Below are 26370 nucleotides of genomic sequence, written 5' to 3'. Positions count from 1 at the left end.
CTAGCGCGCCGTCGGGTCTTTATTTGGTCAGGACGAAGCCCTTGAGCTTCGAGAACGCGGTCTCGATCAATGCCTTCTGCTGCGCATAGTGCTTGTCGTAGTAACCGACGGCAGGCGATGCGCTGGCCGGACGGCCTGCATAGGCCAGCTTCTGGCCATCTTCGAGGTTCTCGAAGATGTTGTGCTGGATCTGGAACCACGGTCCCTGGTTCTGCGGCTCGTCCTGCGCCCACACCAGCTCGGTGAAGTTCGGGAACTTCTTGAGCTCGGCGGCAAATGCCTTGTGCGGGAACGGATACAGCTGCTCGATACGGATAATCGCGACGTCGGAAGCGCCACGCTCCTTGCGTGCATTGACCAGGTCGTAATACACCTTGCCTGAGCAGGCCAGTACGCGTTTGACCTTCTTCGGATCGATCTTCTCGTCCACCTCACCGATGACGGTCTGGAACGAACCCTTGACCAGTTCGGACAGCGGCGAACCTGCATCTTTGTTACGCAGCAGCGACTTCGGCGTTGCGATCACCAGCGGCTTGCGGAACAGGCGGATCATCTGGCGGCGCAGCAGGTGGAAAATCTGCGCGGCAGTGGTCGGCTGTACCACCTGCATGTTGTTGTCTGCACACAGCTGCAGGTAACGCTCTAGACGCGCGGACGAGTGCTCAGGTCCTTGGCCCTCATAACCGTGCGGCAGCATCATCACGAGGCCGGATGCACGACCCCACTTCACTTCACCGGAGCTGATGAACTGGTCGATCACGACCTGCGCACCGTTGGCAAAGTCACCGAACTGCGCTTCCCATATCGTCAACGTGTTCGGCTCAGCGGTGGAATAGCCGTATTCGAAGCCGAGGACAGCTTCTTCCGACAACACGGAGTCAATCACAGTAAACGGTGCCTGGCTCTCGGACACGTTTTGCAGCGGGATGTAGGTGCCGGCGTCCCAACGCTCGCGCTTCTGGTCGTGCAGGACGGCATGACGATGCACGAAGGTGCCGCGGCCGGCGTCCTGTCCGGTCAGGCGAACGGTATAGCCGGAGGAAACCAGCGAGGCGTACGCGAGGTGTTCGCCCATGCCCCAGTCGAGGTTCATTTCGCCACGGCCCATTGCTGCGCGGTCAGCCAGTACTTTCTCGACCAGCGGATGCACCTTGAAGCCTTCCGGCACCGTGGTAATGCGCTCTGCAAGGCGCTTCAACTCGGCGAGCGGGACTGCCGTATCGGCGGCATCGGTCCACTTGCGGTTGAGGAACGGCATCCAGTCGACCGCATACTTGCTCTTGAAATTGGAGATGACCGGGTCAACCGTATGCTTGCCGGCATCCATCGCGTCGCGATAAGCCTTGACCATTGCGTCGCCGGTGTCGGCGGTAATGGTTCCCTGCGTTGCCAGCTTGTCAGCGTACAGTTTGCGGGTGCCAGGGTGCTGGCCGATCTTCTTGTACATCAGCGGCTGCGTCAGCGCCGGCGTATCCTGCTCGTTGTGGCCCAGTTTGCGGAAGCAGACGATATCGACAACCACATCCTTCTTGAACTCCATGCGGAAATCGATAGCAATCTGCGTTGCGAGGACAACCGCTTCCGGATCGTCGCCGTTTACGTGCAGCACCGGTGCTTCGATCATCTTCACGACGTCGGAGCAATACAGCGTTGAGCGCGTGTCGCGTGGGTCGGAGGTGGTAAAGCCGATCTGGTTGTTGATCACAATATGAACCGTGCCGCCCGTGCCGTAGCCGCGGGTCTGCGCAAGGTTCAGGGTTTCCATCACAACGCCCTGCCCTGCGAATGCCGCATCACCATGCACCAGGATCGGCAGCACTTGCGAGCCATCCTTGTCGCCACGGCGCTCCATGCGCGCCTTGGCGGAACCTTCAACGACCGGGTTGACGATCTCGAGATGCGACGGGTTGAATGCCAGGGACAGATGAATCGGGCCGGCAGCGGTAGAAATATCCGAAGAGAAGCCTTGGTGGTACTTTACGTCACCAGCGGGCAGATCGTCTGCATGGCGGCCTTCAAACTCTGCAAACAGATCCTGCGGCATCTTGCCAAGGGTATTGACCAGCACATTCAAACGACCACGGTGAGCCATCCCGATAACGATTTCCTGCACGCCTTTTTGGCCTGCACGCTGGATCGCTTCGTCGAGCGAGGCGATGAAGCTCTCGCCACCTTCCAGCGAGAAGCGCTTCTGACCGACATAACGAGTATGCAAATAGCGTTCAAGGCCTTCTGCTGCGGTCAGACGCTCGAGGACGTGTTTTTTCTTGTCGGCAGAGAAATTTGGAGTCGATCGGACCGATTCAAGACGCTCTTGCATCCAGCGCTTTTGTGCCGGATCGCTCATGTACATGAATTCGACACCGATCGAACGGCAATAGGTGTCGCGCAGCGATTGGAGCAAGTCACGCAGCGAAGCGGTTTCCGGGCCGAAATACGTGTTGCTGATGTTGAACACGGTGTCCATGTCGGCATCGGTGAAACCGTAGAAACTTGGCTCTAACTCGGGAATGATCGGACGTTCCTGGCGCTGCAGCGGGTCGAGATTGGCCCAGCGGTTACCGAGGAAGCGATATGCAGCGATTAACTGTGTTGCTGCGACACGCTTACGGCCCATCTCAGCGTCGGCAGATGCGGTGACTGTGCGAATCGGGCCATGCTTGGCACGTTCGGCGAACGAAGCAATGACTGGTGCGTGAGCGACGTCGGGTTTGTTCGTGCCGTCGACGGCGGGAACGTTCTGCATCGCGTCGAAATACGCGCGCCAGTTATCGGGAACAGATCCGGGATTGTTGAGATACGCCTCGTACAATTCTTCTACGTACGGTGCGTTGCCTCCAAACAGATACGAGTTGGAGAAGTACTGCTGCATCATCTTGCTCACCTTTCTTCGCGTTTCGCGAGATTAGCGGGTTGATTAAACCTTCCGCGACACGGCCTGACCGGTTAGCGGATCGCACATCAAGTTGTGGGGAAGGGCTACGTGACGACCTGAAGTGTTACCAAGTTTTTTGGAATTGGAAGCATAGCATATTTATGTTGGTCAAAAAAAAGCGAGCCACTGGGGCTCGCTTTTTTTTTGCTGCAAATTACTACAATTAACCACGCTTGCCCATCGGCGGCACATCGCGTCGGGGCGAGCCGACGAACAGCTGGCGCGGACGACCGATTTTTTGTTCCGGGTCGGAAATCATCTCATTCCACTGCGCGATCCAGCCGACGGTACGTGCCATCGCAAAGATACCAGTGAACAAGGAAACCGGGATGCCAAGTGCGCGCTGCACAATGCCCGAGTAGAAGTCGACGTTCGGATAGAGCTTGCGCTGGACGAAGTAGTCGTCTTCGAGCGCGATCTTTTCCAGTGCCATTGCCAGCTTGAACAGCGGGTCGTCGTGCAGGCCCAGCTCGTTCAACACTTCGTGGCAGGTTTCACGCATCAGCTTGGCGCGCGGGTCGTAATTCTTGTACACGCGGTGACCGAAGCCCATCAGCTTGACGTTCGAATTCTTGTCCTTAACCTTGGCGATGAACTCGCCAATACGCTCGACACCGCCTTCACGCTGGATGTCTTCCAGCATGTTCAGTGCAGCCTCGTTGGCGCCGCCGTGTGCCGGACCCCACAGGCAGGCGATACCAGCAGCGATACAGGCGAACGGGTTCGCACCGGAAGAACCTGCCAGACGGACGGTTGAGGTGGAGGCGTTCTGCTCGTGGTCTGCGTGCAGGATCAGGATGCGGTCGAGCGCACGAACCAGCACGTCATTGACCTTGTACTCCGCGCATGGCGTGGAGAACATCATGCGCATGAAGTTGGCACTGTAGGACAGGTCGTTGCGCGGATACACGAACGGTTGGCCGACGGAATACTTGTACGACATTGCGACCAAGGTCGGCAGCTTCGCAATCAGGCGGATTGCCGAGACTTCGCGGTGATGCGGATCGTTGATGTCGAGGGAGTCATGGTAGAACGACGAGAGTGCACCCACGGTACCGACCAGCACGGACATCGGATGCGCATCGCGACGGAAGCCACGGAAGAAGAACTGCATCTGCTCGTGAACCATCGTGTGGTTGGTCACGGTGCTGACGAACTTTTCCTTTTGTGCAGCATTCGGCAGTTCGCCGTTCAGCAGCAGGTAGCAGGTTTCCAGGAAGTCGCAGTTAACCGCGAGCTGCTCGATCGGATAGCCGCGATACAGCAACTCACCCTTGTCTCCGTCGATGTAGGTGATCGAGGAATTGCAGGCTGCGGTTGACATGAATCCCGGGTCGTAGGTGAACTTGCCGGTTGCGCCGTACAGCTTGCGGATATCGATGACGTCAGGGCCAATCGAACCTTTGTAAATCGGAAGGTCCAGCGACGGGGAACCGTCGGAGAACGATAGTGTTGCCTTGGTTTCAGAGTTGGTCATGTCTCTTCCTTCTAGTAAGGAGGGGTGAGTCGATTGGAAAAAAAACCGAAAAACAAAAACCTGTTACGCCCGCCTCAAGCGGCACGCATTCTCGCCAGCAAAGCATGAACATGCGGCAAATCGACATCGCCAACAGGTTCCTTGCGTGCCAGAAGCAAGTCCATCAATTCGTTGTCCGCCAAATCCATCAAACGCGAAAAAGCATCGACCTCTTCGTCGGTCAGACTGGTTTCGTGCGCATCGAGAAAACGCGTCACGATCAAATCGTTTTCGAGCAAACCACGGCGGGCACGCCAACGCAAACGCGCACGTTTTACCGGATCAGCCTGGTGGGTGGTGGACATAATTCCTCATTCACTCTATTTCATGTGCCCACAAGAACAATCGCTCTGGAAGGCACAGGAAATAAGGCGGAAGCCGTAGAAGCCTCCGCCTCTTGGAAGTCACTTACACCGTGCGACGCACCATGAGTTCCTTGATCTTTCCGATTGCCTTGGTCGGGTTCAATCCCTTCGGGCAGACATCGACGCAATTCATGATGGTATGGCAACGGAACAGGCGATACGGATCTTCCAGGTTGTCCAGACGCTCGTTCGTTGCCTGATCGCGACTGTCAGCGATGAAGCGGTATGCCTGCAACAGGCCTGCCGGACCGACGAACTTGTCCGGATTCCACCAGAACGACGGGCACGAGGTCGAACAGCAAGCGCACAGGATACACTCATACAGACCATCGAGTTCTTCGCGTTCTGCCGGCGACTGCAGGCGCTCTTTCTCCGGCGGAATAGTGTCATTGATCAGGTACGGCTTGATCGAATGATACTGCTTGAAGAACTGCGTCATGTCCACGATCAGGTCGCGGATGACCGGCAGACCGGGCAGCGGACGCAGAACGATCGGTTCCGTCAGTTCGTTGAGGTTGGTGGTGCATGCCAGACCATTCTTGCCATTGATGTTCATGGCGTCAGAGCCGCAAACACCTTCACGGCAGGAACGGCGCAACGCCAGCGAATCGTCCACGTCGGCCTTGATGCGCTGCAATGCATCCAGCAGCATCTTGTCGGTGTCCTGCAGGGTCACCGTCAGATCCTGCATGTACGGCTTCTCATCCTTGTCCGGATCGTAGCGATAGATTTGAAATTTAAGGGTACGTGCCATGTTCCTACCTTAGAAAGTACGTGCTTTTGGCTTGAAGGTTTCAACGGTCAGCGGCTGGGTATTGACCGGCTTGTAATCGAGGCGGTTGCCTTCCGAGAACCACAGCGTATGCTTCATCCAGTTTTCGTCGTCGCGCTTCTCGTAATCGCGGTGCGCATGGGCACCACGCGACTCTTTGCGAGCAGCGGCGGATACGATGGTGGCTTTGGCGGTCTCGATCAGGTTGTCCAGCTCCAGCGCTTCGACGCGCGCGGTGTTGAAGACCTTCGACTTGTCCTTGAACGCCACGTGCTTGCGACGCTCGTCCAGCTCCATGATTTTCTTCAGACCGGTTTGCAGCAGCTCGTCCGTACGGAAGACGCCGCAATACTGCTGCATCGTCGAACGGATCGCATTCGCCACATCCTGCACACGCTCGGAACCGGTGCTGGTTTCCAGGCGTGCCAGACGGGACAGTGCCGGCTCGGCAGCATCAGCCGGCAACGGCTTGTGGTTCTTCTGCTTCAGGTTCTGTGCAACGATGTGGTTACCGGCAGCGCGGCCGAACACAACGAGGTCGAGCAGCGAGTTGGTGCCGAGGCGGTTCGCGCCGTGCACCGAAACGCAGGCGCATTCGCCAATGGCATACATGCCGTTGACGACTTCCTTCATGCTGCCATTCTTTGGTGCAACAACTTGGCCGTTGATGTTGGTCGGGATACCGCCCATCTGGTAGTGAATGGTCGGAACAACCGGGATCGGCTCCTTGGTCGCATCAACGTTGGCGAACTTGTGGCCGATTTCCAGAATCGACGGCAGGCGCTTCTTAATGGTATCCGCACCGATATGGCGCAGATCCAGCAGCACGTGATCCTTGTTAGGACCGCAGCCGCGACCTTCCTTGATTTCCTGGTCCATCGAGCGGGACACGAAGTCACGCGGCGCCAGGTCCTTCAGCGTCGGCGCATAACGCTCCATGAAGCGCTCGCCATTGGCGTTGATCAGGATACCGCCCTCGCCGCGCACACCTTCGGTAATCAACACGCCCGCACCGGACACGCCGGTCGGGTGGAATTGCCAGAACTCCATATCCTGCAGCGGGAGGCCTGCGCGTGCAGCCATACCCATGCCGTCACCGGTATTGATGAAGGCGTTGGTCGACGCAGCGAAAATACGCCCTGCACCGCCGGTGGCGAACAGCGTGGTCTTCGCTTCGAGGATCATCACGTCGCCGGTTTCCATTTCGAGCGCAACCACGCCGAGGACGTCGCCATCCTGATCGCGGATCAGGTCAATTGCCATCCACTCGACGAAGAAGTGCGTCTTCGCACGGACGTTACGCTGGTACAGCGTATGCAGCAAGGCGTGACCGGTACGGTCTGCCGCTGCGCATGCGCGCTGGACAGGCTTTTCGCCGAAGTTCGCGGTGTGACCGCCGAACGGGCGCTGATAAATCGTGCCGTCCGGGTTACGGTCGAACGGCATGCCGAAGTGCTCGAGCTCGTAGACAACCTTCGGTGCTTCACGACACATGAATTCAATGGCATCCTGGTCACCGAGATAGTCCGAACCCTTGACGGTGTCGAACATGTGCCAGTACCAGTTATCTTCCGACATATTGCCCAGCGAAGCACCGATACCGCCCTGCGCCGCAACGGTGTGCGAACGGGTCGGGAACACCTTGGACAGAACTGCGACGTTCAAGCCGGCTTCAGCCAGCTGCAACGATGCACGCATGCCGGAACCACCGGCGCCAACGATCACCGCATCAAAGCGGCGGACAGGAATGGATTGTTTGACTGCTACCACGATTACGCTCTCCAGATAATCTGCGCCGCCCAACCGGCACAACCGATCAGCCACAGGAGTGTGGCAACTTGAAATACGAGGCGAAGACCAACCGACTTGGTGACGTAGTCCATCCAGACGTCACGCATGCCGACCCAGGCGTGATAGAACAGCGACAGGAACGTAACGAAAGTAGCGATCTTGAACCATTGCTGAGCAAACATGCCAGCCCAAGCTTCATAGCTCGCCATATTGCCGGTCAAGAATGCGAGCAGCAGGATGATGGTGTAGAGCGCCATGACGATGGCCGTCACACGCTGCGCGAGCCAGTCACGCAGGCCATAGTGTGCGCCGACGACGAGGCGCTTCGGTCCGATGTTGTTGTTTGCCATTTTAGAAAACTCCAAACAATTTCAGTGCAACCAGTGCCGCCAGGGACAAGCTGACAGCGAACACGCCGACCGCCGATTTGCGGCCACTGTCCTTGTCAACGCCGATGTGCAGGTCCATGAACAGGTGGCGAATACCAGCACAGAAGTGATGCAGATATGCCCAGGAGAGACCCAGGACGATCAGCTTGACCAGCAGACTCGAAGTGAACCCCTTGAGGTATTCGAAGGAAATTTCGGAGGTCAGGCTCTTATCGAGCAGGAAGAGAATGAAGGGCAACAGCAGGAACATCAGGATGCCGCTGATGCGATGCAGGATCGATACGATACCGGCTAGCGGAAGCCGATAGTGAACGGTGTCCGCAAACGTCATCACATTAAATTGCCGCCGATTTTTTTTCACGGCTTCAGACATAACAATACCTCCCAGGCTTAAGAATCCCGTAATTTTCGCCGATTTTATGCGGCATACCAACACCCACCACCGCCGGGAGCACTTTCTTTGTTTGTCAAGCGGGGCTATCCCCAATTGCCAAACTCACACCAGCCGCTTCAACTCAGGTCGTTCTGATAATGATGGCGATCGGTCAGATAAAGTCCGCGCCGCACTTCCACCGGCTTGTCGCCATAGGTGTACGACACACGCTCCACGTTTAGCAGCGGCGTGCTTACAGCAACATGTAACAGTTCGGCAGTACCTTCGTCGGCACTGACCGCACGAATCTTTTCCGTTGCACGGATCATTCGTGTACCAAATTCCGTTTCAAACAATCCATACATGGGCCCCTTGTATTCCATCAGGCGCTCCGCAGTCAGCCCTTTGAAGATCACACCCGGCAGCCACAACTCCTCGACGATCGTCGGCGTGCCATCGAAGGATTGCACCCGCTTGATGTAGATGACGGAATCGCCGGATTTGATATCAAGAAGCCGCGCAACCTCAGCAGGCGCACGCAGGCGCTTAACCTCAAGGATTTTGTTATCGGCGTAGTGAGGCTCACCGGCGTCAGGCATCAATCGCAGGAATCGATACTGCGCACGCGCCTCATGGTGAGTGGCAACAAAGGTACCCTTTCCTTGGCGGCGCACCACGAGGTTCTCGGCAGCAAGCTCATCAATCGCTTTTCGCACCGTTCCCTGGCTGACCTTGAAGCGATTGGCCAACTCGACTTCGCTGGGAATGAGCTCGCCGGGCTTCCACTCGCCTGACTGCAGGCTCTGAGTAATGAGCGCCTTGATTTGCTGATAAAGGGGACTGAATGTAGGAGAACTTCCAGAGGCAGAAACCCCCGTCCCTGCACTAGGCACACCATTGACGATCAGATTGGACGGGGTGGAGCTCATAACCTAGGATTTCACCATAAAACCCCGGTTGCCGTCTAGCAAAAACTGCTAACTAATATGTCTTATATAAGATATATGATAGTCATTGACAGACCTGCCATGCCACCCTACACTCGCTGACAATTTTGGCAGGATGCAAGCCTCGCAGCCACCCGCTTCCGCCGAAGCAAAATCCGGTGCAAACCGCGTGCGGACTGTGACCGCGCATGCTTTCGACGGTATTATTACAGGCTTACTGATTTTTTCGTAATGTTTCTCGTCACCGTTTTCATTCCCACTTTGGAGATTCATCATGGCTAAAGCCCCAATGCGCGTTGCCGTCACCGGCGCCGCCGGCCAAATCGGCTACTCCCTGCTGTTCCGCATCGCCAATGGCGACATGCTGGGCAAAGATCAGCCTGTCATCCTGCAGCTGCTCGAAATCCCGGATGAGAAAGCCCAGAAGGCACTCAAGGGCGTCATGATGGAAATCGACGACTGCGCATTCCCGCTGCTGGCAGGCATGACCGCCCACAGCGACCCGATGACCGCATTCAAGGATGCTGACGTTGCCCTGCTGGTTGGCGCACGTCCGCGCGGCCCGGGCATGGAGCGCAAGGATTTGCTGGAAGCCAACGCACAGATCTTCACGGTACAAGGCAAGGCTCTCGACGCGGTCGCATCGCGCAACGTCAAGGTTCTGGTTGTCGGCAACCCGGCCAACACCAACGCCTACATCGCCATGAAATCGGCTCCGAACCTGCCGGCCAAGAACTTCACCGCCATGCTGCGTCTGGATCACAACCGCGCGCTGTCGCAAATCGCCCAGAAGACCGGCAAGCCGGTTTCCTCGATCGAGAAGCTGTGCGTGTGGGGCAACCACTCCCCGACCATGTACGCTGACTACCGCTTCGCGACCATCGACGGCAAGTCGGTCAAGGAAATGATCAATGACGATGTCTGGAACAAGGACACGTTCCTCCCGACCGTCGGCAAGCGCGGCGCAGCGATCATCGAAGCACGCGGCCTCTCTTCCGCCGCATCGGCAGCCAATGCAGCAATCGACCACGTCCGTGACTGGGTGCTCGGCACCAACGGCAAGTGGACCACGATGGGCATTCCGTCCGACGGTTCCTACGGCATTCCGAAGGACACCATGTTCGGCTTCCCGGTCACGACCGAGAATGGCGAATACAAGATCGTTCAGGGTCTGGACATTGATGCATTCTCGCAAGAGCGTATCAACCTGACGCTGAAGGAACTGATGGAAGAGCGTGAAGGCGTCAAGCATCTGGTAGGCTAAGTCTTCCCCAAGCCATGAGGCAAGTGCCGAACCGTCTCGTACGGTTTCGCCACTTGCCTTTCTGTTTTTTGGAACCCACCTGAAGCGAGGCTGCCTATGCACCCGTCCGCGGTCTTATTCCAGGGCAAACACCAACCGGTATCAATTCCCGTTTGCGATCACTACGCCGGCTCCGAAAAGCTGATGCGAAAGTCGATTGCACTGCAGCAAGAACTTGGTCCGGTGTTCGACATCACGTTCGATTGCGAAGACGGTGCCAGCGCCGGGAATGAAGAGGCGCATGCGAAGCTGGTGGCGGCGCTGATCAATAGCGACAACAACCGTTTCAACCGCATTGGCGCACGTGTCCATGACTTGACCCACCCCTGCTTTGAGCAGGATATCTCCCTCATCTGCGAAGGGGCGGCCAGTCGCCTCGCTTATCTCGTTGTCCCCAAGGTTGATGGCGTCGCAGACGTGAAGCGTGCCGTCGACATCATCAATACCCACGCAACTCGGCACAACCGCGTGAACCTGCCGGTACATGTACTGATCGAATCCCATGGGGCGCTTGCAGAAGCGCATGCCATTGCCGCGCTGCCCCAGGTTGAATGTTTGTCGTTCGGCGTGATGGATTTCGTGTCCGCGCACTATGGCGCCATACCCGGCAGCGCGATGCGTTCTCCCGGACAGTTCAACCATCCTCTGGTGCGGCGTGCAAAATTGGAAATTGCGGCAGCATGCCACGCACATGGAAAGGTTCCTTCCCATAACGTGACGACAGAGATCAAGGATTTAAGCGTCGTTGCCGCCGATGCAAGCTGCGCGGCACTAGAATTTGGTTATACGAGAATGTGGAGCATCCATCCGGACCAGATCAAACCGATACTGAAAGCGCTTTCGCCGGACATTGCAGAAGTCAACGACGCAACACATATCCTGCTTTCGGCACAAGCTAACCAGTGGGGTCCGATACAATACAAAGGCACGTTGCATGACCGCGCCAGCTACCGCTATTACTGGACAATCTTGCAACGCGCACGCGCGAGCGGCATGACATTGCCGGACTCGTCGGAAAGCCTGTTTTAATTAATAACATGTGACGCTCCCATAAAACCAATTACACGGCGCGTGCTCTAGAGAGGAGAAAGCTTCAACATGAAGAACCTGACATCACTCATTCTTTTCAGCGTCGGATTTACATGCGGCGCCACGTCGGCCATAGCCGCGACCGCACCTGCGAAAGAGGACGCCACAAAAGCGGCCGTGCATAAAGCATCTGCCACACCCAAGAAAGCCCGTACTGCAAAGAGCGACGAGCCGGATGTGGTCGGCCTGTTACCAACGGCATACGATTGCGAACTCGGCAACAAACTGACGATCTACACCGATGCCAATAATGACCAGCAGATCGCTCTGCAGTGGAACAAGCGCATGCACCGCATGACGCGCGTTAGTACCACAACCGGCGCACAGCGCTTCGAGAATACCCAGAATGGTCTGGTCTGGATTGGTATTCCGGCCAAAGGCATGCTGCTCGACTCCAAGAAAGGCAGGCAACTTGCCAATGAATGCAAGAGCCCGGAACAGCAGGCGCAAAAGGTAGCGGAGAACGGCTGACACAGACTTTCTTCAGATAAATCTGGGACGCCCCCATGTGCTTTGTGCATGGACGGCGTCCCGCTCGTACGGTTCTAAGCCCCGGTTCCAAGCTCCATTCACCAAGCCCCGTAACAATAATTTAAGGAGTGGCTATGTCCCGCAATACACTGAACACGCTCACGGAATTCAAAATCTCGGGTTCCCGCAAGGGAAAGTTCTACTCGCTTCCGGCGCTGGAAAAGCAGCTTGGCGTGAGTATTTCGCGCCTGCCGGTATCGATCCGCATCGTGCTGGAATCGGTACTGCGCAACTGTGACGGCAAGAAAGTGACGGAAGAGCATGTCCGGCAACTCGCAAACTGGAGTGCGAACGCGGCTCGCGTCGATGAAATCCCGTTTGTAGTTGCGCGTGTCGTATTGCAGGACTTTACCGGCGTCCCCCTCCTCGCAGACCTGGCTGCAATGCGCGGGGTCGCGTCCAAGATGGGAAAGAAGCCGAAGAACATTGAACCGCTGGTGCCGGTTGACCTGGTCGTCGACCATTCGGTGCAGATCGACCATTTCCGCGACAAGAACGCGCTGGATCTGAACATGAAACTGGAATTCCAGCGCAACAACGAGCGCTACCAGTTCATGAAATGGGGCATGCAGGCTTTCGATACCTTCGGCGTCGTGCCGCCGGGCTTCGGCATCGTGCATCAGGTAAACCTCGAGTACCTGGCGCGCGGCGTACACAACAAGGATGGCGTGTACTACCCCGACACGCTGGTCGGCACCGACTCCCATACCACCATGATCAACGGCATCGGCGTCGTTGGCTGGGGAGTAGGCGGCATCGAGGCCGAGGCTGGCATGCTTGGTCAGCCGGTCTACTTCCTGACGCCCGACGTAGTCGGTGTGAACCTGAAAGGCGTGTTGCGCGAAGGCGTGACCGCCACCGACCTGGTGCTGACAATCACCGAACTGCTGCGCAAGCACAAGGTCGTCGGCAAGTTCGTCGAATTTTTTGGCGAAGGCACCGAATCCCTGTCGACCACCGACCGCGCCACCATTGCCAATATGGCGCCGGAATACGGCGCGACAATGGGTTTCTTCCCGGTGGACGACGCCACCATTGAATACTTCCAGGGAACCGGCCGCACCAAGGAGGAAATCGACGCCTTCGCAGCCTACTTCAAGGCGCAGGGATTGTTCGGCATTCCAAAGGCAGGCGAAATCGATTACTCCAGTGTTGTCGAGTTGGATCTTGGCACAGTTGCACCATCGCTCGCAGGCCCGAAACGCCCGCAGGACCGCATCGAGATCGGCAAGGTCAAATCGACCTTCTCCGAACTCTTCTCCAAACCTGTTACGGAAAACGGCTTCAACAAGAAAGCCGAAGATCTCGACGCTACGTACGAGACGTCGAACGCGATCAAGATCAAGAACGGCGACGTGCTGATTGCCGCGATTACGTCCTGCACCAATACGTCCAACCCGAGCGTACTGCTGGCTGCCGGCCTGCTGGCGAAGAAGGCGGTCGAAGCGGGCCTCACGGTCGCACCGCACATCAAGACCTCGCTCGCGCCTGGGTCACGTGTCGTGACCAAGTACCTGGAAGCCGCCGGCCTGCTGCCCTACCTCGAGCAGCTCGGATTTGGCGTGGCTGCTTACGGCTGCACTACCTGTATCGGCAATGCGGGCGACCTGACGCCGGAAATCAATGAAGCGATCGTCAAGAACGACATCGTTGCGTCCGCTGTGCTGTCGGGCAACCGTAACTTTGAAGCGCGCATTCATCCGAACATCCGCTCCAACTTCCTGGCCTCGCCGCCGCTGGTCGTCGCGTATGCGATCGCAGGCAACGTGACCAAGGACCTGATGACCGAACCCGTCGGCAAGGGCAAGGGCGGTCGCGACATCTACATCGGCGATATCTGGCCGTCTTCGGCGGAAATTGCCAAGCTGATGAAATTTGCGATGAACGTCAAGGTCTTCAAGGAAAACTACGCCGAGGTGCAGAGCGCTCCGGGCCAGCTGTGGGAAAAGATCAAGGGCGTGGCATCCGGCGATGTGTACAACTGGCCGAAATCGACCTACATCGCCGAGCCGCCGTTCTTCGAGGAATTCGGCATGCAACCGAAGGCGGCGGCAGGTGGCATCACTGGAGCCCGCGCACTGGGCGTGTTCGGCGATTCGATCACGACCGACCACATCTCCCCTGCCGGTTCGATCAAGGAATCGAGCCCGGCTGGCAAATGGCTGCTGGAAAACGGCGTGATGAAAGCCGACTTCAACTCCTACGGCTCGCGCCGCGGCAATCATGAAGTGATGATGCGCGGCACTTTTGCCAACGTGCGCATCAAGAACCTGATGATCCCGCCGAAGGAAGACGGTTCCCGCATCGAAGGCGGCTTGACGATCCACCAGCCGAGCGGCAAACAAATGTCGATTTACGACGCGGCAATGCAGTACATCAAGGACGGCGTGCCGACGATGATCTTTGCCGGGGAGGAGTATGGGACCGGTTCATCTCGCGACTGGGCGGCAAAGGGTACGCAACTGCTGGGCGTGAAGGCAGTCGTCGCCCGCTCCTTCGAGCGCATCCATCGCTCCAACCTGGTCGGCATGGGTGTGCTGCCGCTACAGTTCCTTGGAGAAGACAGCGTGCAGTCGATTGGCATCACGGGCAACGAAACCTTCGACCTGCAAGGCATCGAGGGCGACATCAAGCCGCAGCAACGAGTGAAGCTGGTAATCACACGTACCGATGGCAGCAAGCAGGATGTGAACCTGCTGTTGCGCATCGATACGCCGATCGAGGTGGACTACTACAAGCACGGCGGCATCCTGCCGTTCGTGCTGCGCCAGCTTTTGGCGGCATAACTGCCTGCAACTCCCCGGCTCGCGTTGCAGGAGTGCGGGTCGGGGACCGGGTTTGCAAGGCAGGCGTAAGAAACCGCCTGTAGCCTTCGGAAAAAAGCCGAACATACGGCGTTTTTCGATACCTATCTTTGGAGACATATCATGTGGAAAATTTTCGTAGGATTTATCGCTTTTGCGCTTCTCGCCCTGTTCGTCATCATGAAAGGCGGCGACAAGGTTGACATGGCGGGCGAAGCGGGAGGCCATAATCCCACGGAGGCTTCCGCGCCTGCCCACGGCGCCGCTTCCGAACCGGAAGCGCCTGCAGCAGCACCGGCTGCTCCTGCAGCTCCGGCAGCACCTGCAACTGCTGCACCGGAAGCATCGAAGTAATTCCTGTTCCCCCGCAAAGCCGCATGGACTCGCCATGCGGCTTTTTTGTTTTTTGGGCATATACTGCTATGCGGGTTCGGCATCGGTTACCCGGCCTCGTAAGGTCAAGATGCTTCGCCATCAACGCCGACCGGCTCTCCCGCCTTTTGGTGGCTGCCTGTTGAATCATCTACAATACGGTTCCTTCGCTCCAGTCCTGATTCGTCATGCGCCGTTTGTCCAAAAGCTCGTCCAACAAATTGTCTACCGACAGCCAACGCATGGTTTCCCTCGCACAAGGCTTGGCACAGGCCGCCAGCCGTGTGGAGGAACGCACCTGGGAACATTCGCTGGATAGTCTCATCCTCAAAGCACTCAAGAGCGGGCATCAGGAGACCATCGATGCTGCGCTGGAGCATCTGTTCAGGACTGACCTGAACGCGTACGACGCGCTGATGGAGTCGGTGGAGGCTGGCAGCGAGTCTTGCGTGATCGAGCATGATGGCGTCCAGTATCAGGCGTTGCTCATTGCCGCGCCGATCCTTGCATGGACGCGTTTTTCGATTGCCTCCGGCGCGATTGCCGAGGACATGCGCACGACCCTGACAGCGCATCTGCACGGGCACCTGCTGGCGCCGGACACGTATCTTTCGATGGCACCAACCCTGTTTGCGATCGACCAGTTGCCACGGACCCATGCGGAAACCTATACGCTGACACAACGCATGGCGCAAGCTGCCATCAAAGGTGCGCCATTACGTACGCTGAGCAATGCGCCGGAAACCGCGCCCTTCCTCGCCGACACGCGTTACCTGCTCGCTGCTGTTGCCGCGCCGGTCGGTACCCCGTTGTTTACCTGGCAGGCGACAGCAAACACCGCCGATCGCGCACGAGCGCTGGCGCAATGGCGCGCCCAAGCGATGCCGAACATCGCGTCGCTCCTGCCCGGTTGCGGTGTCGAATTGCTGATGCCCGAAGCCTACTACGTCGCCTGCCGCGAGGCAGACAAGCATATCCGTCCCGCATCAATCCGTGCGGCAGTCCATTTCCTTACCCATACCCTCGGCGTGGAAGCCAGCGGGCTGCGCGCCATCATTGGCGGCTTCAGCGAAGATACAGTGGAAGGCCGTGTCGATGAATACCGCATCGGCTTCACCTTGCGCCAAAACCCGGAAGTGATCTACGGCGTCGTCTGGCCGCTCTACGGCAGGGAGGATGAGGAGGAGCCTGTCTCGACGAGCTTCGAAGCACTCACCACACCGGAAGTGCTCGACACTGAAATGCGCACGCCGCTGGAAGAGATCGTCGCGCTGCTGCGCGCCTGCGGCATCACGCATATCAAACGCCATACGGAAACGTTTCCGATGGAATTTTGTGATGATTGCGGCGCCCCGCTCTATCCCGATCCGGATGCGGAACTCGTGCACGCAGAGATGCCGGAAGACGCCCCGGCGGGGACAGGACATTTCCACTGACATTCGCCGGCCATCGTTCGCGTTGTAGTCGTATTGATATGGGCGCGTAGTCGCTTAACGCGCCAGCGTCACCACTTCGTGTAGGGAAGACGCAGCAGGTTGGCGTTGAAATAGCGTGCGTCGTGCGTGACCTCGTCACCGATCCATTCTGGTCTGGCAAATGCCTGCTGCTCCGATTTCAGCTCGACCTCGGCCACGACGAGACCTGCATTCTCGCCGAGGAATTCGTCAACCTCCCACACCAAGCCCTCAAAGGGAATGCGGTATCGGTATTTTTCGATGATCGGGCGTTCGCACAGCTTGTCGAGGAAAACCTGCGCATCCTGCATGGGAACGGGATACTCCCATTCCGAACGCGTCATGCCGCTGGTTCGCCCCTTGATTGTCAGCATGGCGGTGTTCCCCTCGATGCGCACGCGTACGATTCGCTCCGGAGCGGAAGAAAGATAACCCTGCCGAAGCAGCACGCCCTGCCCCAGCGCCTTCCAGTCCTGGTTGCGAACGAGGAACTTCCTTTCGATTTCCACACCCATGTTCAACCTCTTGTCAGCGTGTGCAGGATGGGCTGCAGTATTGCCCTCCCCAGTTCCACGCTGCGTGCGCCATCCCAACCGACGAGAGGATCCGGCAAGTCTGCGTTGTCCTTGAAGGGCATTTCCAGTGTCAGGGACAGGCAGCCGAACGTGTGGCCGATATATTTTGATGCGAGCTGCAACATCTCCTCGCGATATTTCGTCGGCTCGTAGCCGTGCGCTGTTTGAAAATCGGGGCTGGCCTGCTTGAATGCATCGATGAACGCCGCCTGCTCCGCCTGCTGCGCTGCCGTGAAACCTTCCAGCATCTCGCAGCCGGCGACAAAAACGTACGGGAGCGTTTCGTCGCCATGCACGTCAAGAAACAGGTCACAGCCGATGCCATGCATCCTGTTCTTCACGGCATAGACTTCCGGGCTGCGCTCCAGCGAAGGCGACATCCATTCCCTGTTGAGGTTCGCGCCCGCGGCATTGGTGCGCAGATTGCCGCGTACGGCGCCGTCCGGATTCATGTTCGGCACCACATAGAACACTGCCTGTTGCAACACCCGCCGCGCAATCGGATTGCTGTGATCAAGGAGTGCGTCGAGCATGCCCTCGACAAACCATTCCGACATTGTTTCACCGGGATGCTGACGCGCGATCACCCACACTTTCTTCGCCGCCGCCGGATCGCCGATCACCGCGAGATTGATGTCGCGTCCGTCCACGCTGCTACCGATGTCACCCACGCGTGCCAGGGAAGAATTCTCGATGCGACCAAGCAGCTCCAGATGACGCTCCCATGAATAGGGCTCGAAGTAGGCGTAGTACACGCTGTCGCGCTCGGGCACATGGGTAACGGTCAATACCTGCCCGTCATACGTGGTCGGGACACGGAACCAGTGCTTCCTGTCATAGCTGGCAACGGCATGGTAGTTTTCCCAGCCATCTGCAAACGCGGCCTGCCCGGCGTTAAGGAAGCGCATCACGCACTTCTCGCCACGCGCTCCCTGCACGCGGAAATAAAACCACTGCAAGACGTCCGCATGCGAATCCTTGCGAAGCTTGAGTTCGATGCTTGTAGCGCTGCCGGCGCTGACAACTTCAATTGAACCGGCATCGAATTGATGGCTGATCTTGATCGGCATAGTCACATTGCCATCCAGTGATAACCATCACGGGCGGCTTTTCAATGTTGTTAAGTCAGGTGCTATTCTGCGGGTTTTATGCATTCCCCGCAAAGTCGACAATGACATTTCCCAAAGTACTGCTGCTGTCCCTGCTCTGCCTCATCGCGCCGTTCACCCATGCCGACACCTGGCCCTCGCGACCCATCCGGTTTGTCGTCGCCGCACCGGGCGGCTCCTCGCTGGACATCATCGCACGGACTATCAGCGACAAGCTGAAGGACAAACTCGGCCAGCCCATCGTCATCGACAACATCCCTGGTGCATCCGGCACCATTGCCACAGGCACCGTCGCCAGGGCCGTACCGGACGGCCATACGCTGCTGATCTCCTTCAATGGTCCGCTTGCCTTTACACAGTTCCTCACCAGGCTTCCCTATGACCCGCAAAAAGACCTGACGCCGGTCATTCAGACCAGCTCCCAGCCCAATGTGCTGGCGGTGCATGCCGGTTTACCGGTCAGGAATGTCGCAGAGTTGCTCGCGCATGCGAAAAAGAATCCCGGCAAGCTGAACTACGCATCGGTCGGAAACGGTTCGTCTTCCCACCTGACGATGGAGTTGTTCAAGAGCATGGCGGGGATCCATGCCGTACACATTCCCTACAACGGCGCACCGCCCGCAGCACTGTCCGTCGCGACCGGCGACACCGACATGCTGTTTGCCGTGCCGTCGGTCGTCATGCCGCATGTCAAAAACGGAAAAATGAAAGCGCTCGCCGTCAGCAGCGCGACACGCTTTTCCCTGATGCCGGACCTCCCGACGGTCGCCGAGTCCGGCGTGCCGAAATTTGAATCACAGACCTGGAACGGTGTACTTGTGCCGGCGGGTACACCGCCGGACATCGTCCAACAACTGAACCGCGATATCGATGCGATCCTGCATATGCCGGACGTAAAAGCGCGCCTGAACACTGCCGGACTCGAGCCGGCCGGCGGTTCACCGGAAGCCTTCAAGACACTGATTGCCGGGGAAGCCAGAAAATGGGCCAAGATCATCAAAAAAACCGGCGCGACACTGGACTAAGCGAGTTTTCCGATCGCCGTGCATGGCAGAAAGCAATTTCGCTCTGCTATAATAGCCAGCTCGTCGGGGTGTAGCGCAGCCTGGTAGCGCACTTGCATGGGGTGCAAGGGGTCGCGAGTTCGAATCCCGCCACCCCGACCACGAAAATCAAAGGGTTACAGATTTCAGTCTGTAACCCTTTTTGTTTTCTAGCGTCCATTCCTTGGTCGTGTCCTAAAAACAGAACACTAGATCTCCAGCAAGTCCTGCGTCGTCGGCCGCTGCCGGACGACTGCATAACGCTGCAGCGTGCGCTGCCGTGCCGCATCGTGCTGCACGACTGGAAGCGGATAATCGCGCCCCAGCGTCACGCCCGCCAGACGCAACTCTTCCTGCGTTGCCAGCCAGGGAGCATGGATTTTCCTGTTAGACAGCCCTTCCAGCTGCGGCAGGTAGCGGCGAATGAACTTGCCGTCCGCGTCGAATTTTTCCGACTGTGTGACAGGATTGAAGATGCGGAAATAAGGCTGCGCGTCGCAGCCCGACGAGGCGGCCCACTGCCAGCCGCCATTGTTGGCGGCCAGATCGTAGTCATTCAGCTTTTCCGCGAAATAACGCTCGCCGCATCGCCAGTCGATGCCGAGGTCCTTGATCAGGAAACACGCAGTCACCATGCGCAAGCGGTTGTGCATGTAGCCGGTCCGGTTCAGTTGCGCCATGGCGGCGTCTACCAGCGGATAGCCGGTTCGGCCCTCGCACCAGGCGGTAAACAACGCCTCTGACTCCGGGCCGGATTCCCAGTCGATGCGGTCGTATTCGCGCTTGAACGCGGCCACTGCGACGTGCGGATACGCGTGCAGGATCATGAAGTAAAAGTCGCGCCAGATCAGTTCCGACAGCCAGACATCGGCGCCGCGGCACGCCCCGGCGCGGGTGAAATCGCGCGCGAGGCGCACCAGTTGCCGGATTGAGACGGTGCCAAAGCGCAAGTGCACCGACAGATAGGACGGCCCCTTGACCGCCGGGTAGTCGCGCGTCCTGTCATAGGAGGCGATGCGCGTCAGGAAGTCGTCGAGCAGCACCGCTGCGCCGCTCATGCCCGCGGGCAGGCGCAGTTCTCCGAGATCGGTCTTTTCGAAACCGAGCTCGGCAAGCGAAGGAATGCCCGCCGTCGATCCTTTCGCGAGGCGCGCGCAAAGCGACTCGACTGGATACGAAGCGGTGAGGTTTTCTTCATCCTGTGCCAGTGTTTTGAGCCAGGCGTTCTTGTAGGGCGTGAAGACGGAAAACGGTTTGCCCGCTTGGGAAAGCACCTCGTTTTTCTCGAAGACGACCTGGTCCTTGAAGTCCAGGAAGTCCCGGCCATCCGCCTGCAGTTGTTGCGCAACCCGGGTGTCGCGCTCGATTGCCTGCGGCTCGTAGTCGCGATTGGCAAAGACTGCATCCACGCCCAGTTGAGCCGCCAGGCGCGGGATTTCGTCTGTGGCGCATGCGTGCCGCACGATCAATGCTCCGCCCAGCCGGCGCAGCTCCGCGTCCAGTTCCGTCACGCTGGCGTGAATGAATTCCACGCGCCGGTCCCGGCGCGGCAGGCTGTCGAGAATGTCCGTATCGAAAACAAAGACGCAAAACACTTCATTGCTTTGAACAAGCGCCTGGTGCAGCGCGGCGTGGTCAAAGGTGCGCAAGTCGCGACGGAACCAGACCAGTGATTTGCGGTAGCGGGCCATGGGCTGCATTACCTTGTCATTATGCGTATTCAGGGAATAGATAAATCAAAGCCACCGGCAAAGCGGTGGCTTTTGTGGTGCATGAAACCAATGCCGGTCAGGCTACGGCAAGCGTAACTTGCTCCTCCGGTGCCGACGTGCGGATCAGGTGATCGAATGCGGACAGCGCTGCCTTCGATCCTTCGCCCATGGCGATGACGATCTGCTTGTACGGCACGGTCGTTGCGTCGCCGGCGGCGAACACGCCGGGGACCGAGGTCTCGCCGCGTGCATTGATTTCGATCTCGCCACGGTTGGATAGAGCCACTGTGCCTTTGAGCCAATCGGTGTTCGGCAGCAAACCGATCTGCACGAAGATGCCTTCGAGCTCGACCAGATGCGACTGGCCGTTTGCACGGCTAGTGTAGCGCAGGCCGTTGACCTTGTTGCCATCGCCGGTCACTTCGGTAGTTTGCGCTTGCGTAATCACCGTCACATTCGGCAGGCTGAACAGCTTGCGCTGCAGCACCGCATCGGCACGCAGCTTGCTGTCGAACTCGAGCAGCGTCACATGCGCAACAATGCCCGCGAGGTCGATTGCCGCTTCCACGCCGGAGTTGCCGCCTCCGATCACCGCCACGCGCTTGCCCTTGAACAGCGGGCCGTCGCAGTGCGGGCAGTAGGCCACGCCGCGGTTGCGGTATTCCTTCTCGCCCGGCACGTTCATTTCGCGCCAGCGCGCGCCGGTGGCAAGGATCACGCTCTTTGCCTTCAGGCTCGCGCCGCTGGCGAGCTGCACTTCGATGGTGTCGCCCGGGATCAGCTTTGACGCGCGTTGCAGGTTCATCACATCCACGTCGTATTCCTTGACGTGCTGTTCCATCGCGACGGCGAGCTTCGGCCCTTCGGTCTCCTTCACCGAGATGAAGTTTTCGATTGCCAGCGTGTCGAGCACCTGGCCGCCGAAGCGCTCGGCCACCACGCCGGTGCGGATGCCCTTGCGTGCTGCGTAGATTGCCGCTGCCGAACCTGCAGGCCCGCCGCCGACCACCAGCACGTCGAACACGTCTTTTTTCGCGAGCTTGGCTGCTTCGCGCTCGGCTGCGCCGGTGTCGATCTTGGCGAGGATCTCTTCGAGACCCATGCGGCCCTGGCCGAATACTTGGCCGTTGAGATACACGGTCGGCACCGCCATGACCTGGCGCTCCTTCACTTCGTCCTGGAACAGCGCGCCGTCGATCATTACATGGCGGATGTTCGGGTTGAGCACGGCCATCAGGTTCAGCGCCTGCACCACGTCCGGGCAGTTCTGGCAGGACAGCGAGATGTAGGTTTCAAAGCGGAATTCGCCTTCCAGACCACGAATCTGCTCGATCACGTCTGCATCGACTTTCGGCGGGTGTCCGCCTGCCTGCAGCAGCGCCAGCACCAGCGAGGTGAACTCGTGGCCCATCGGGATGCCGGCAAAGCGAATACCCATGTCCGAGCCCTTGCGGGTGATCGCAAACGACGGCGTGCGTTCTCCTTGTGCGTCGGCGCCGCGCTTCTCGGTCAGCGTGATGAGCGCGGAAAGATTGGCGATGTCGTTCAGCAGTGACGACATTTCATGGGATGCCTCGCTGCTGTCCAGCGATGCAGTGATCTCGATCGGTTGGGAGACCTTTTCGAGGTATGCCTTCAATTGGGTTTTGAGGTTGTTGTCCAGCATGACGATTTCCCTTATGAGGATGGATTGCAATGTTCAAGAGTGTGCAGTGCCACTTCCGGATCAGACAAGGCTGCCGGTCAAGAAAATAATGATCGGGGAGTGGTGCTGCCTCCGGGCGCGCGCATGACTTCCGCTGTGCCCGGGAAGCTGGCGCGCCTGCTGTTGCCTGGCGCGCCGAACAATGATTTAGATCTTGCCGACGAGGTCCAGCGACGGAGCCAGGGTCTTCTCACCCGGGGTCCACTTGGCCGGGCAAACTTCACCCGGGTGCGATGCGACGTACTGGGCTGCCTGCACTTTGCGCAGCAGTTCCTTGGCGTCGCGGCCGATGCCGTTGTCATGAATTTCGCACAGCTTGATCTGACCTTCCGGATTGATCACGAAGGTGCCGCGCAGCGCCAAGCCTTCTTCTTCAATCATCACGTCGAAGTTGCGGGTGATGACACCGGTCGGGTCGCCGATCAGCGGATAGCGGATCTTCTTGATCGTGTCCGAGGTATCGTGCCATGCCTTGTGCGTGAAGTGGGTATCGGTCGACACGCCGTAGACTTCCACGCCCATCGACTTGAAGGTGTCATAGTTGTCGGCCAGGTCGCCCAGCTCGGTCGGGCAAACGAAGGTAAAGTCAGCCGGGTAGAAGCACACCACCGACCACTTGCCCTTCAGGTCGTTTTCTGTGACTTCGACGAACTTGCCATTATGGAAAGCGGTTGCCTTGAACGGTTTCACTTGGGTATTAATCAGGGACATGTTTTTCCTCTCTTGGTTGAACAAATTGACTGCACAGGCTGCATATTAGACATGAACGAACGATTTGTAAAACCAATATATTTAATCAGCGCAATAGGTTATTTTTATTGAGATTTGATAGCCGCGCGACGGGACATGGCTGCGGAAAAGTCGTCACCTTCAGGAGAAAATGGGCTTCTACTCGCAGGCTTGCGGCCGTCGGTTACCCAGTACACGAGGAAGTGCCTTTGGTCGTCCGCCACAGCGTGAAGTCCGGACTGCCGCATTATGGAACTACGCGACTCAGCCAGCCAGGCAATGGCCACCCGCCGGCCTTGCTTCGCCCTTGGACACCAGTACGCCAACGTAAAGTTCATTACTTGCCTTGCCGATGCGAAGAGCGAAAAAAAAGCCTGATGTGCGTGCTCGAGAGATGCTCCAGCGTAGGGATAGCCGGCCGCGTATATCGATCGCATCCTGCGCCGGATCGCAGATCAGCGTCGTCTAAAAAGGCTTGAAGACGACATCATCATGCTACGAATCTTTTGCGGCTTTCTGCCCGGCGTCACCTCCGAACCGATATTCAAACGCCCTCTTGAGCGAAGACATCGCATGAAGATACCGAAGGTATAGCTTGTTAAGAAACGGCGAAAAAATATTTCAGTCGGTGAACCACGGAATTCGCATCCAATGGAAACCAGGCGTTTGATGGCAGCAATTGACCTGCGCCACTTTTCCTCCTTTGCCTTTGTGGTGGGCATGCTCCTTGGTGCCAGCGCCGCTTCTGCGATGACGCAAGGAGCCGAACTCCATGCATGTGCGCTTCCTCATGTCAAAGTGAAGTCTCGCCTCAAGGAAGACGCAATGGCTGCCTGCGAAGGCGCGGACCGTGCCATCCAGTTGCTGGAAAACCTCGGGTTGGCAATTCCGCCGGACATCACGATCGAGATCGTCGACGACATGCCCGATGCCGTCAATCCGTCAGCACTTGGCGCTTATATCAAGGAGGAGCGGCGCATTCTTGTTCTCAAGTACGCTGTGCTCGAGAAACGGCGCGAGTGGTACTGCCTCCCCGTTGATCGCGAGGTCTACCGCGGCATAGTCTCCCACGAAGTCACGCACGCCGTTTCAGCGCATAACTTCCGCATCGAGGAGCCATCGATCCTTGCCGAGGAGTACATCGCTTATGTGACGCTGCTGTCGACAATGGCGCGCGCCCAGCGCAGGCAAATCCTCAACCTGTATCCGGACGATGCCACAGGCAACGATGCAGGACTGCATGACGTGCTGGTCTATATGATCGACCCCGTCCGTTTCGGGGTGACTGCCTATCGGCATTTTATTCACCAGAAGAATGGCCGCGAGTTCGTTGAAGCGATCCTCGACGGAAAAGCGATGGCGGATGTCGGAGACGGCTTTTAGCTTAGACGCACTGCGCAAGAGAAAACAGCATGCCGGTTTTCAGATGGGACGCAGCCACTCTTCATCGCGCATGGCCCAATGTCTCACTTGATCGCGCTCAAATTAAGCACAGCGCTGCATGCGATAGTGTGAAACAGTTGGTTTCTCAACCTTCCAGCCTCAGGGTGGCCCTATGTCGACATACTTGCATGCCACGATCGTCTTGGCTTTCGCTGCTACCAGCATCTCCGCCACAGCACAGGACAAGTCCGGAAAGCCGGACGCCGGACAGATAGAGTTTCGGACCAGCTGCGCAAGCTGTCACGGCGCCCAAGGCAAAGGTGACGGCCCGATCGCTACCCAGCTGAAAACACCGCCGACCGACCTGACGGTACTGGCAAAGAAAAATGGCGGCGTTTTCCCTTTTGCCAGAGCCTATGAGGTGATCGAAGGCGCCGACGTCGCCGCGCACGGAACGCGCGAAATGCCGGTATGGGGATGGGAATACAAGGTCCAGGCAAGCGAGTATTCGCATGCCATCACGAGCAGCCGGGAAGACGTACAACGGCGCATTCTCACTTTGATCGAATACCTGAACCGGCTGCAGCAAAAATAGTGCCCCGCACGCCGTTCTGACTGCAGCTTCGCCGCGCACATTGTTAGCAACTGCCTGGCTTTGGGACGATGCATGCTTGCCGGGTAAGATCTGACGTCGAAGCGAGAAAAACCTCTTCCAATCGAGCTCGTGCAAGCCCGGCGAAAAGCCCCCGGCCGCGCTCGACAGGGGTCAAACGAATAATCAACGCTTCTGAACGACCATAATGCGGCTCTACCGCACCGGCACAGATAAGGTCACTCGGCCTCAGCGCGCCTGAATGCGGCTGATGTAATCGATCAGCGCCAGGATTCGTGCACGTACCAGTACAGCGGGGTCATAACTGCCTCGCGCTTCCTTGTAGTACTGGGCGTCTTCGATCCGGAATTCCCTTCCCCAGACCGGCATCTCCCGCGTGCCATGGGCCGGAATATTGGCGCCCTCGATGACTTCAAACATGCGAGCCACCGGCACGACGCCCTGATTCTTCCTCGCCAGCACGGTCAGGTCGGACGGACGCGTGCGCAGCTGTCCCGCCATCGGTCCATCGCCCTTGCCGCCTGCGCCATGACAGACGGCGCATTTCGTCTCGTACTCCTGCTTTCCGACATCTGCCTTCTGTGGCTGTTGGGCAAAGGCAAGGCCACTCCAAAGCACCACGCCAGTAACCGATAGACACACCTTGGTCGTATTCATCATCATTTTTCTCCAGGAGCTGATGAGGACGTACCGCGAACGGGACCGATTACCTACTCGAACCACGATTAATCTTAGAGCCTGTTTGAAAACTAGATTTCCTCGAATAGACGCTTGAGCAGCAGGCTACCCATGGCGACGTAAATCATTTCGGTGGAGACGTCGATGCGGCGCTCATGGTCACGTACCAGGCGACGCCATTG

General features: G+C 58.0%; 23 protein-coding genes and 1 tRNA gene. 10 read left to right on the top strand and 14 right to left on the bottom strand.

The genetic code is table 11. The features are described from left to right. Positions 1-19: 19 nt before the first annotated feature. The 8 genes from ACYVIA_RS00120 to ACYVIA_RS00085 form a co-directional block, all read right to left on the bottom strand. On the bottom strand, positions 20-2875 hold the full coding sequence (locus tag ACYVIA_RS00120; protein ID WP_460836708.1) for a 2-oxoglutarate dehydrogenase E1 component: 2856 nt from the start codon (positions 2873-2875) through the stop codon (positions 20-22). Positions 2876-3098: 223 nt separating this feature from the next. Further along, a complete protein-coding gene (gltA, locus tag ACYVIA_RS00115; protein WP_460836704.1) occupies positions 3099-4412 on the bottom strand; it encodes a citrate synthase in 1314 nt (437 codons plus the stop codon). Positions 4413-4486: 74 nt separating this feature from the next. Further along, a complete protein-coding gene (locus ACYVIA_RS00110; RefSeq protein WP_460836699.1) occupies positions 4487-4756 on the bottom strand; it encodes an FAD assembly factor SdhE in 270 nt (89 codons plus the stop codon). Positions 4757-4859: 103 nt separating this feature from the next. After that, positions 4860-5570 carry a succinate dehydrogenase iron-sulfur subunit gene (locus ACYVIA_RS00105; RefSeq protein ID WP_460836695.1) on the bottom strand — a complete coding sequence of 237 codons (711 nt, stop codon included), beginning with the start codon at positions 5568-5570 and terminating at the stop codon, positions 4860-4862. Positions 5571-5579: 9 nt separating this feature from the next. Next, entirely contained in the window at positions 5580-7358 is a 1779-nt protein-coding gene (gene sdhA / locus ACYVIA_RS00100; RefSeq protein WP_460836692.1) for a succinate dehydrogenase flavoprotein subunit, read from the bottom strand. Positions 7359-7360: 2 nt separating this feature from the next. Further along, positions 7361-7729: a succinate dehydrogenase, hydrophobic membrane anchor protein gene (gene sdhD / locus ACYVIA_RS00095; protein ID WP_460836689.1), complete on the bottom strand. Its 369-nt coding sequence runs from the start codon at positions 7727-7729 to the stop codon at positions 7361-7363. 1 nt (position 7730) lies between these two features. Further along, positions 7731-8141 carry a succinate dehydrogenase, cytochrome b556 subunit gene (gene sdhC, locus ACYVIA_RS00090; RefSeq protein WP_460836686.1) on the bottom strand — a complete coding sequence of 137 codons (411 nt, stop codon included), beginning with the start codon at positions 8139-8141 and terminating at the stop codon, positions 7731-7733. A gap of 137 nt (positions 8142-8278) precedes the next feature. Next, complete coding sequence (locus ACYVIA_RS00085; protein WP_460836681.1) at positions 8279-9070, bottom strand: GntR family transcriptional regulator; 792 nt, start codon at positions 9068-9070, stop codon at positions 8279-8281. Positions 9071-9362: 292 nt separating this feature from the next. On the opposite strand from ACYVIA_RS00085, the gene ACYVIA_RS00080 reads away from it, so the two are divergent. The 6 genes from ACYVIA_RS00080 (at position 9363) to ACYVIA_RS00055 (ending at position 16623) form a co-directional block, all read left to right on the top strand. Beyond that, the gene (locus ACYVIA_RS00080; RefSeq protein ID WP_460836678.1) at positions 9363-10352 is read left to right on the top strand and encodes a malate dehydrogenase; all 990 of its coding nucleotides are present in this window, start codon (positions 9363-9365) and stop codon (positions 10350-10352) included. A gap of 96 nt (positions 10353-10448) precedes the next feature. Then, positions 10449-11420, top strand: a complete 972-nt coding sequence (locus ACYVIA_RS00075) for an HpcH/HpaI aldolase/citrate lyase family protein (RefSeq protein WP_460836676.1) — start codon at positions 10449-10451, stop codon at positions 11418-11420. 69 nt (positions 11421-11489) lie between these two features. Next, the gene (locus ACYVIA_RS00070) at positions 11490-11951 is read left to right on the top strand and encodes a hypothetical protein (RefSeq protein WP_460836673.1); all 462 of its coding nucleotides are present in this window, start codon (positions 11490-11492) and stop codon (positions 11949-11951) included. A 134-nt stretch (positions 11952-12085) separates the two neighbouring features. Further along, positions 12086-14797, top strand: coding sequence for an aconitate hydratase AcnA (gene acnA / locus ACYVIA_RS00065; protein ID WP_460836668.1), 2712 nt, complete (start codon positions 12086-12088; stop codon positions 14795-14797). A 141-nt stretch (positions 14798-14938) separates the two neighbouring features. Next, positions 14939-15169: a hypothetical protein gene (locus ACYVIA_RS00060; RefSeq protein WP_460836665.1), complete on the top strand. Its 231-nt coding sequence runs from the start codon at positions 14939-14941 to the stop codon at positions 15167-15169. A gap of 206 nt (positions 15170-15375) precedes the next feature. After that, positions 15376-16623 (top strand): DUF2863 family protein, encoded by a 1248-nt coding sequence (locus ACYVIA_RS00055; RefSeq protein WP_460836662.1) that lies wholly within the window; start codon positions 15376-15378, stop codon positions 16621-16623. A gap of 68 nt (positions 16624-16691) precedes the next feature. Here ACYVIA_RS00055 and ACYVIA_RS00050 read toward each other — a convergent pair whose 3' ends face one another. Together ACYVIA_RS00050 and ACYVIA_RS00045 are read right to left on the bottom strand one after the other, a co-directional pair. Beyond that, entirely contained in the window at positions 16692-17156 is a 465-nt protein-coding gene (locus ACYVIA_RS00050) for a CYTH domain-containing protein (RefSeq protein WP_460836658.1), read from the bottom strand. A gap of 2 nt (positions 17157-17158) precedes the next feature. Then, positions 17159-18286, bottom strand: a complete 1128-nt coding sequence (locus ACYVIA_RS00045) for a M14 family metallopeptidase (protein WP_460837615.1) — start codon at positions 18284-18286, stop codon at positions 17159-17161. Between the two features lie 101 nt (positions 18287-18387). Between ACYVIA_RS00045 and ACYVIA_RS00040 the strand changes: the two genes are divergently transcribed. Then, positions 18388-19350: a Bug family tripartite tricarboxylate transporter substrate binding protein gene (locus ACYVIA_RS00040; RefSeq protein WP_460836656.1), complete on the top strand. Its 963-nt coding sequence runs from the start codon at positions 18388-18390 to the stop codon at positions 19348-19350. A 64-nt stretch (positions 19351-19414) separates the two neighbouring features. Beyond that, positions 19415-19491: transfer RNA gene (locus ACYVIA_RS00035), tRNA-Pro, on the top strand. 86 nt (positions 19492-19577) lie between these two features. Here the strand turns inward: ACYVIA_RS00035 and ACYVIA_RS00030 are convergent. The 3 genes from ACYVIA_RS00030 to ahpC form a co-directional block, all read right to left on the bottom strand. Then, on the bottom strand, positions 19578-21059 hold the full coding sequence (locus tag ACYVIA_RS00030) for a cryptochrome/photolyase family protein (protein WP_460837613.1): 1482 nt from the start codon (positions 21057-21059) through the stop codon (positions 19578-19580). Positions 21060-21156: 97 nt separating this feature from the next. Continuing rightward, positions 21157-22746: an alkyl hydroperoxide reductase subunit F gene (gene ahpF / locus ACYVIA_RS00025; RefSeq protein ID WP_460836652.1), complete on the bottom strand. Its 1590-nt coding sequence runs from the start codon at positions 22744-22746 to the stop codon at positions 21157-21159. 186 nt (positions 22747-22932) lie between these two features. Then, a complete protein-coding gene (ahpC, locus tag ACYVIA_RS00020; RefSeq protein ID WP_460836647.1) occupies positions 22933-23496 on the bottom strand; it encodes an alkyl hydroperoxide reductase subunit C in 564 nt (187 codons plus the stop codon). A gap of 687 nt (positions 23497-24183) precedes the next feature. Between ahpC and ACYVIA_RS00015 the strand changes: the two genes are divergently transcribed. Both ACYVIA_RS00015 and ACYVIA_RS00010 read left to right on the top strand, forming a co-directional pair. Further along, positions 24184-24897, top strand: a complete 714-nt coding sequence (locus ACYVIA_RS00015) for a DUF6639 family protein (protein WP_460836643.1) — start codon at positions 24184-24186, stop codon at positions 24895-24897. A gap of 172 nt (positions 24898-25069) precedes the next feature. After that, positions 25070-25492 (top strand): c-type cytochrome, encoded by a 423-nt coding sequence (locus tag ACYVIA_RS00010; RefSeq protein WP_460836639.1) that lies wholly within the window; start codon positions 25070-25072, stop codon positions 25490-25492. A 246-nt stretch (positions 25493-25738) separates the two neighbouring features. On the opposite strand, the gene ACYVIA_RS00005 is transcribed toward ACYVIA_RS00010, so the two are convergent. Next, positions 25739-26173 carry a c-type cytochrome gene (locus ACYVIA_RS00005; RefSeq protein WP_460836635.1) on the bottom strand — a complete coding sequence of 145 codons (435 nt, stop codon included), beginning with the start codon at positions 26171-26173 and terminating at the stop codon, positions 25739-25741. Between the last annotated feature and the right edge of the window lie 197 nt (positions 26174-26370).

It is taken from the genome of Noviherbaspirillum agri, assembly GCF_054780595.1.
This window is presented reverse-complemented; position numbering and strand designations above follow the sequence as displayed.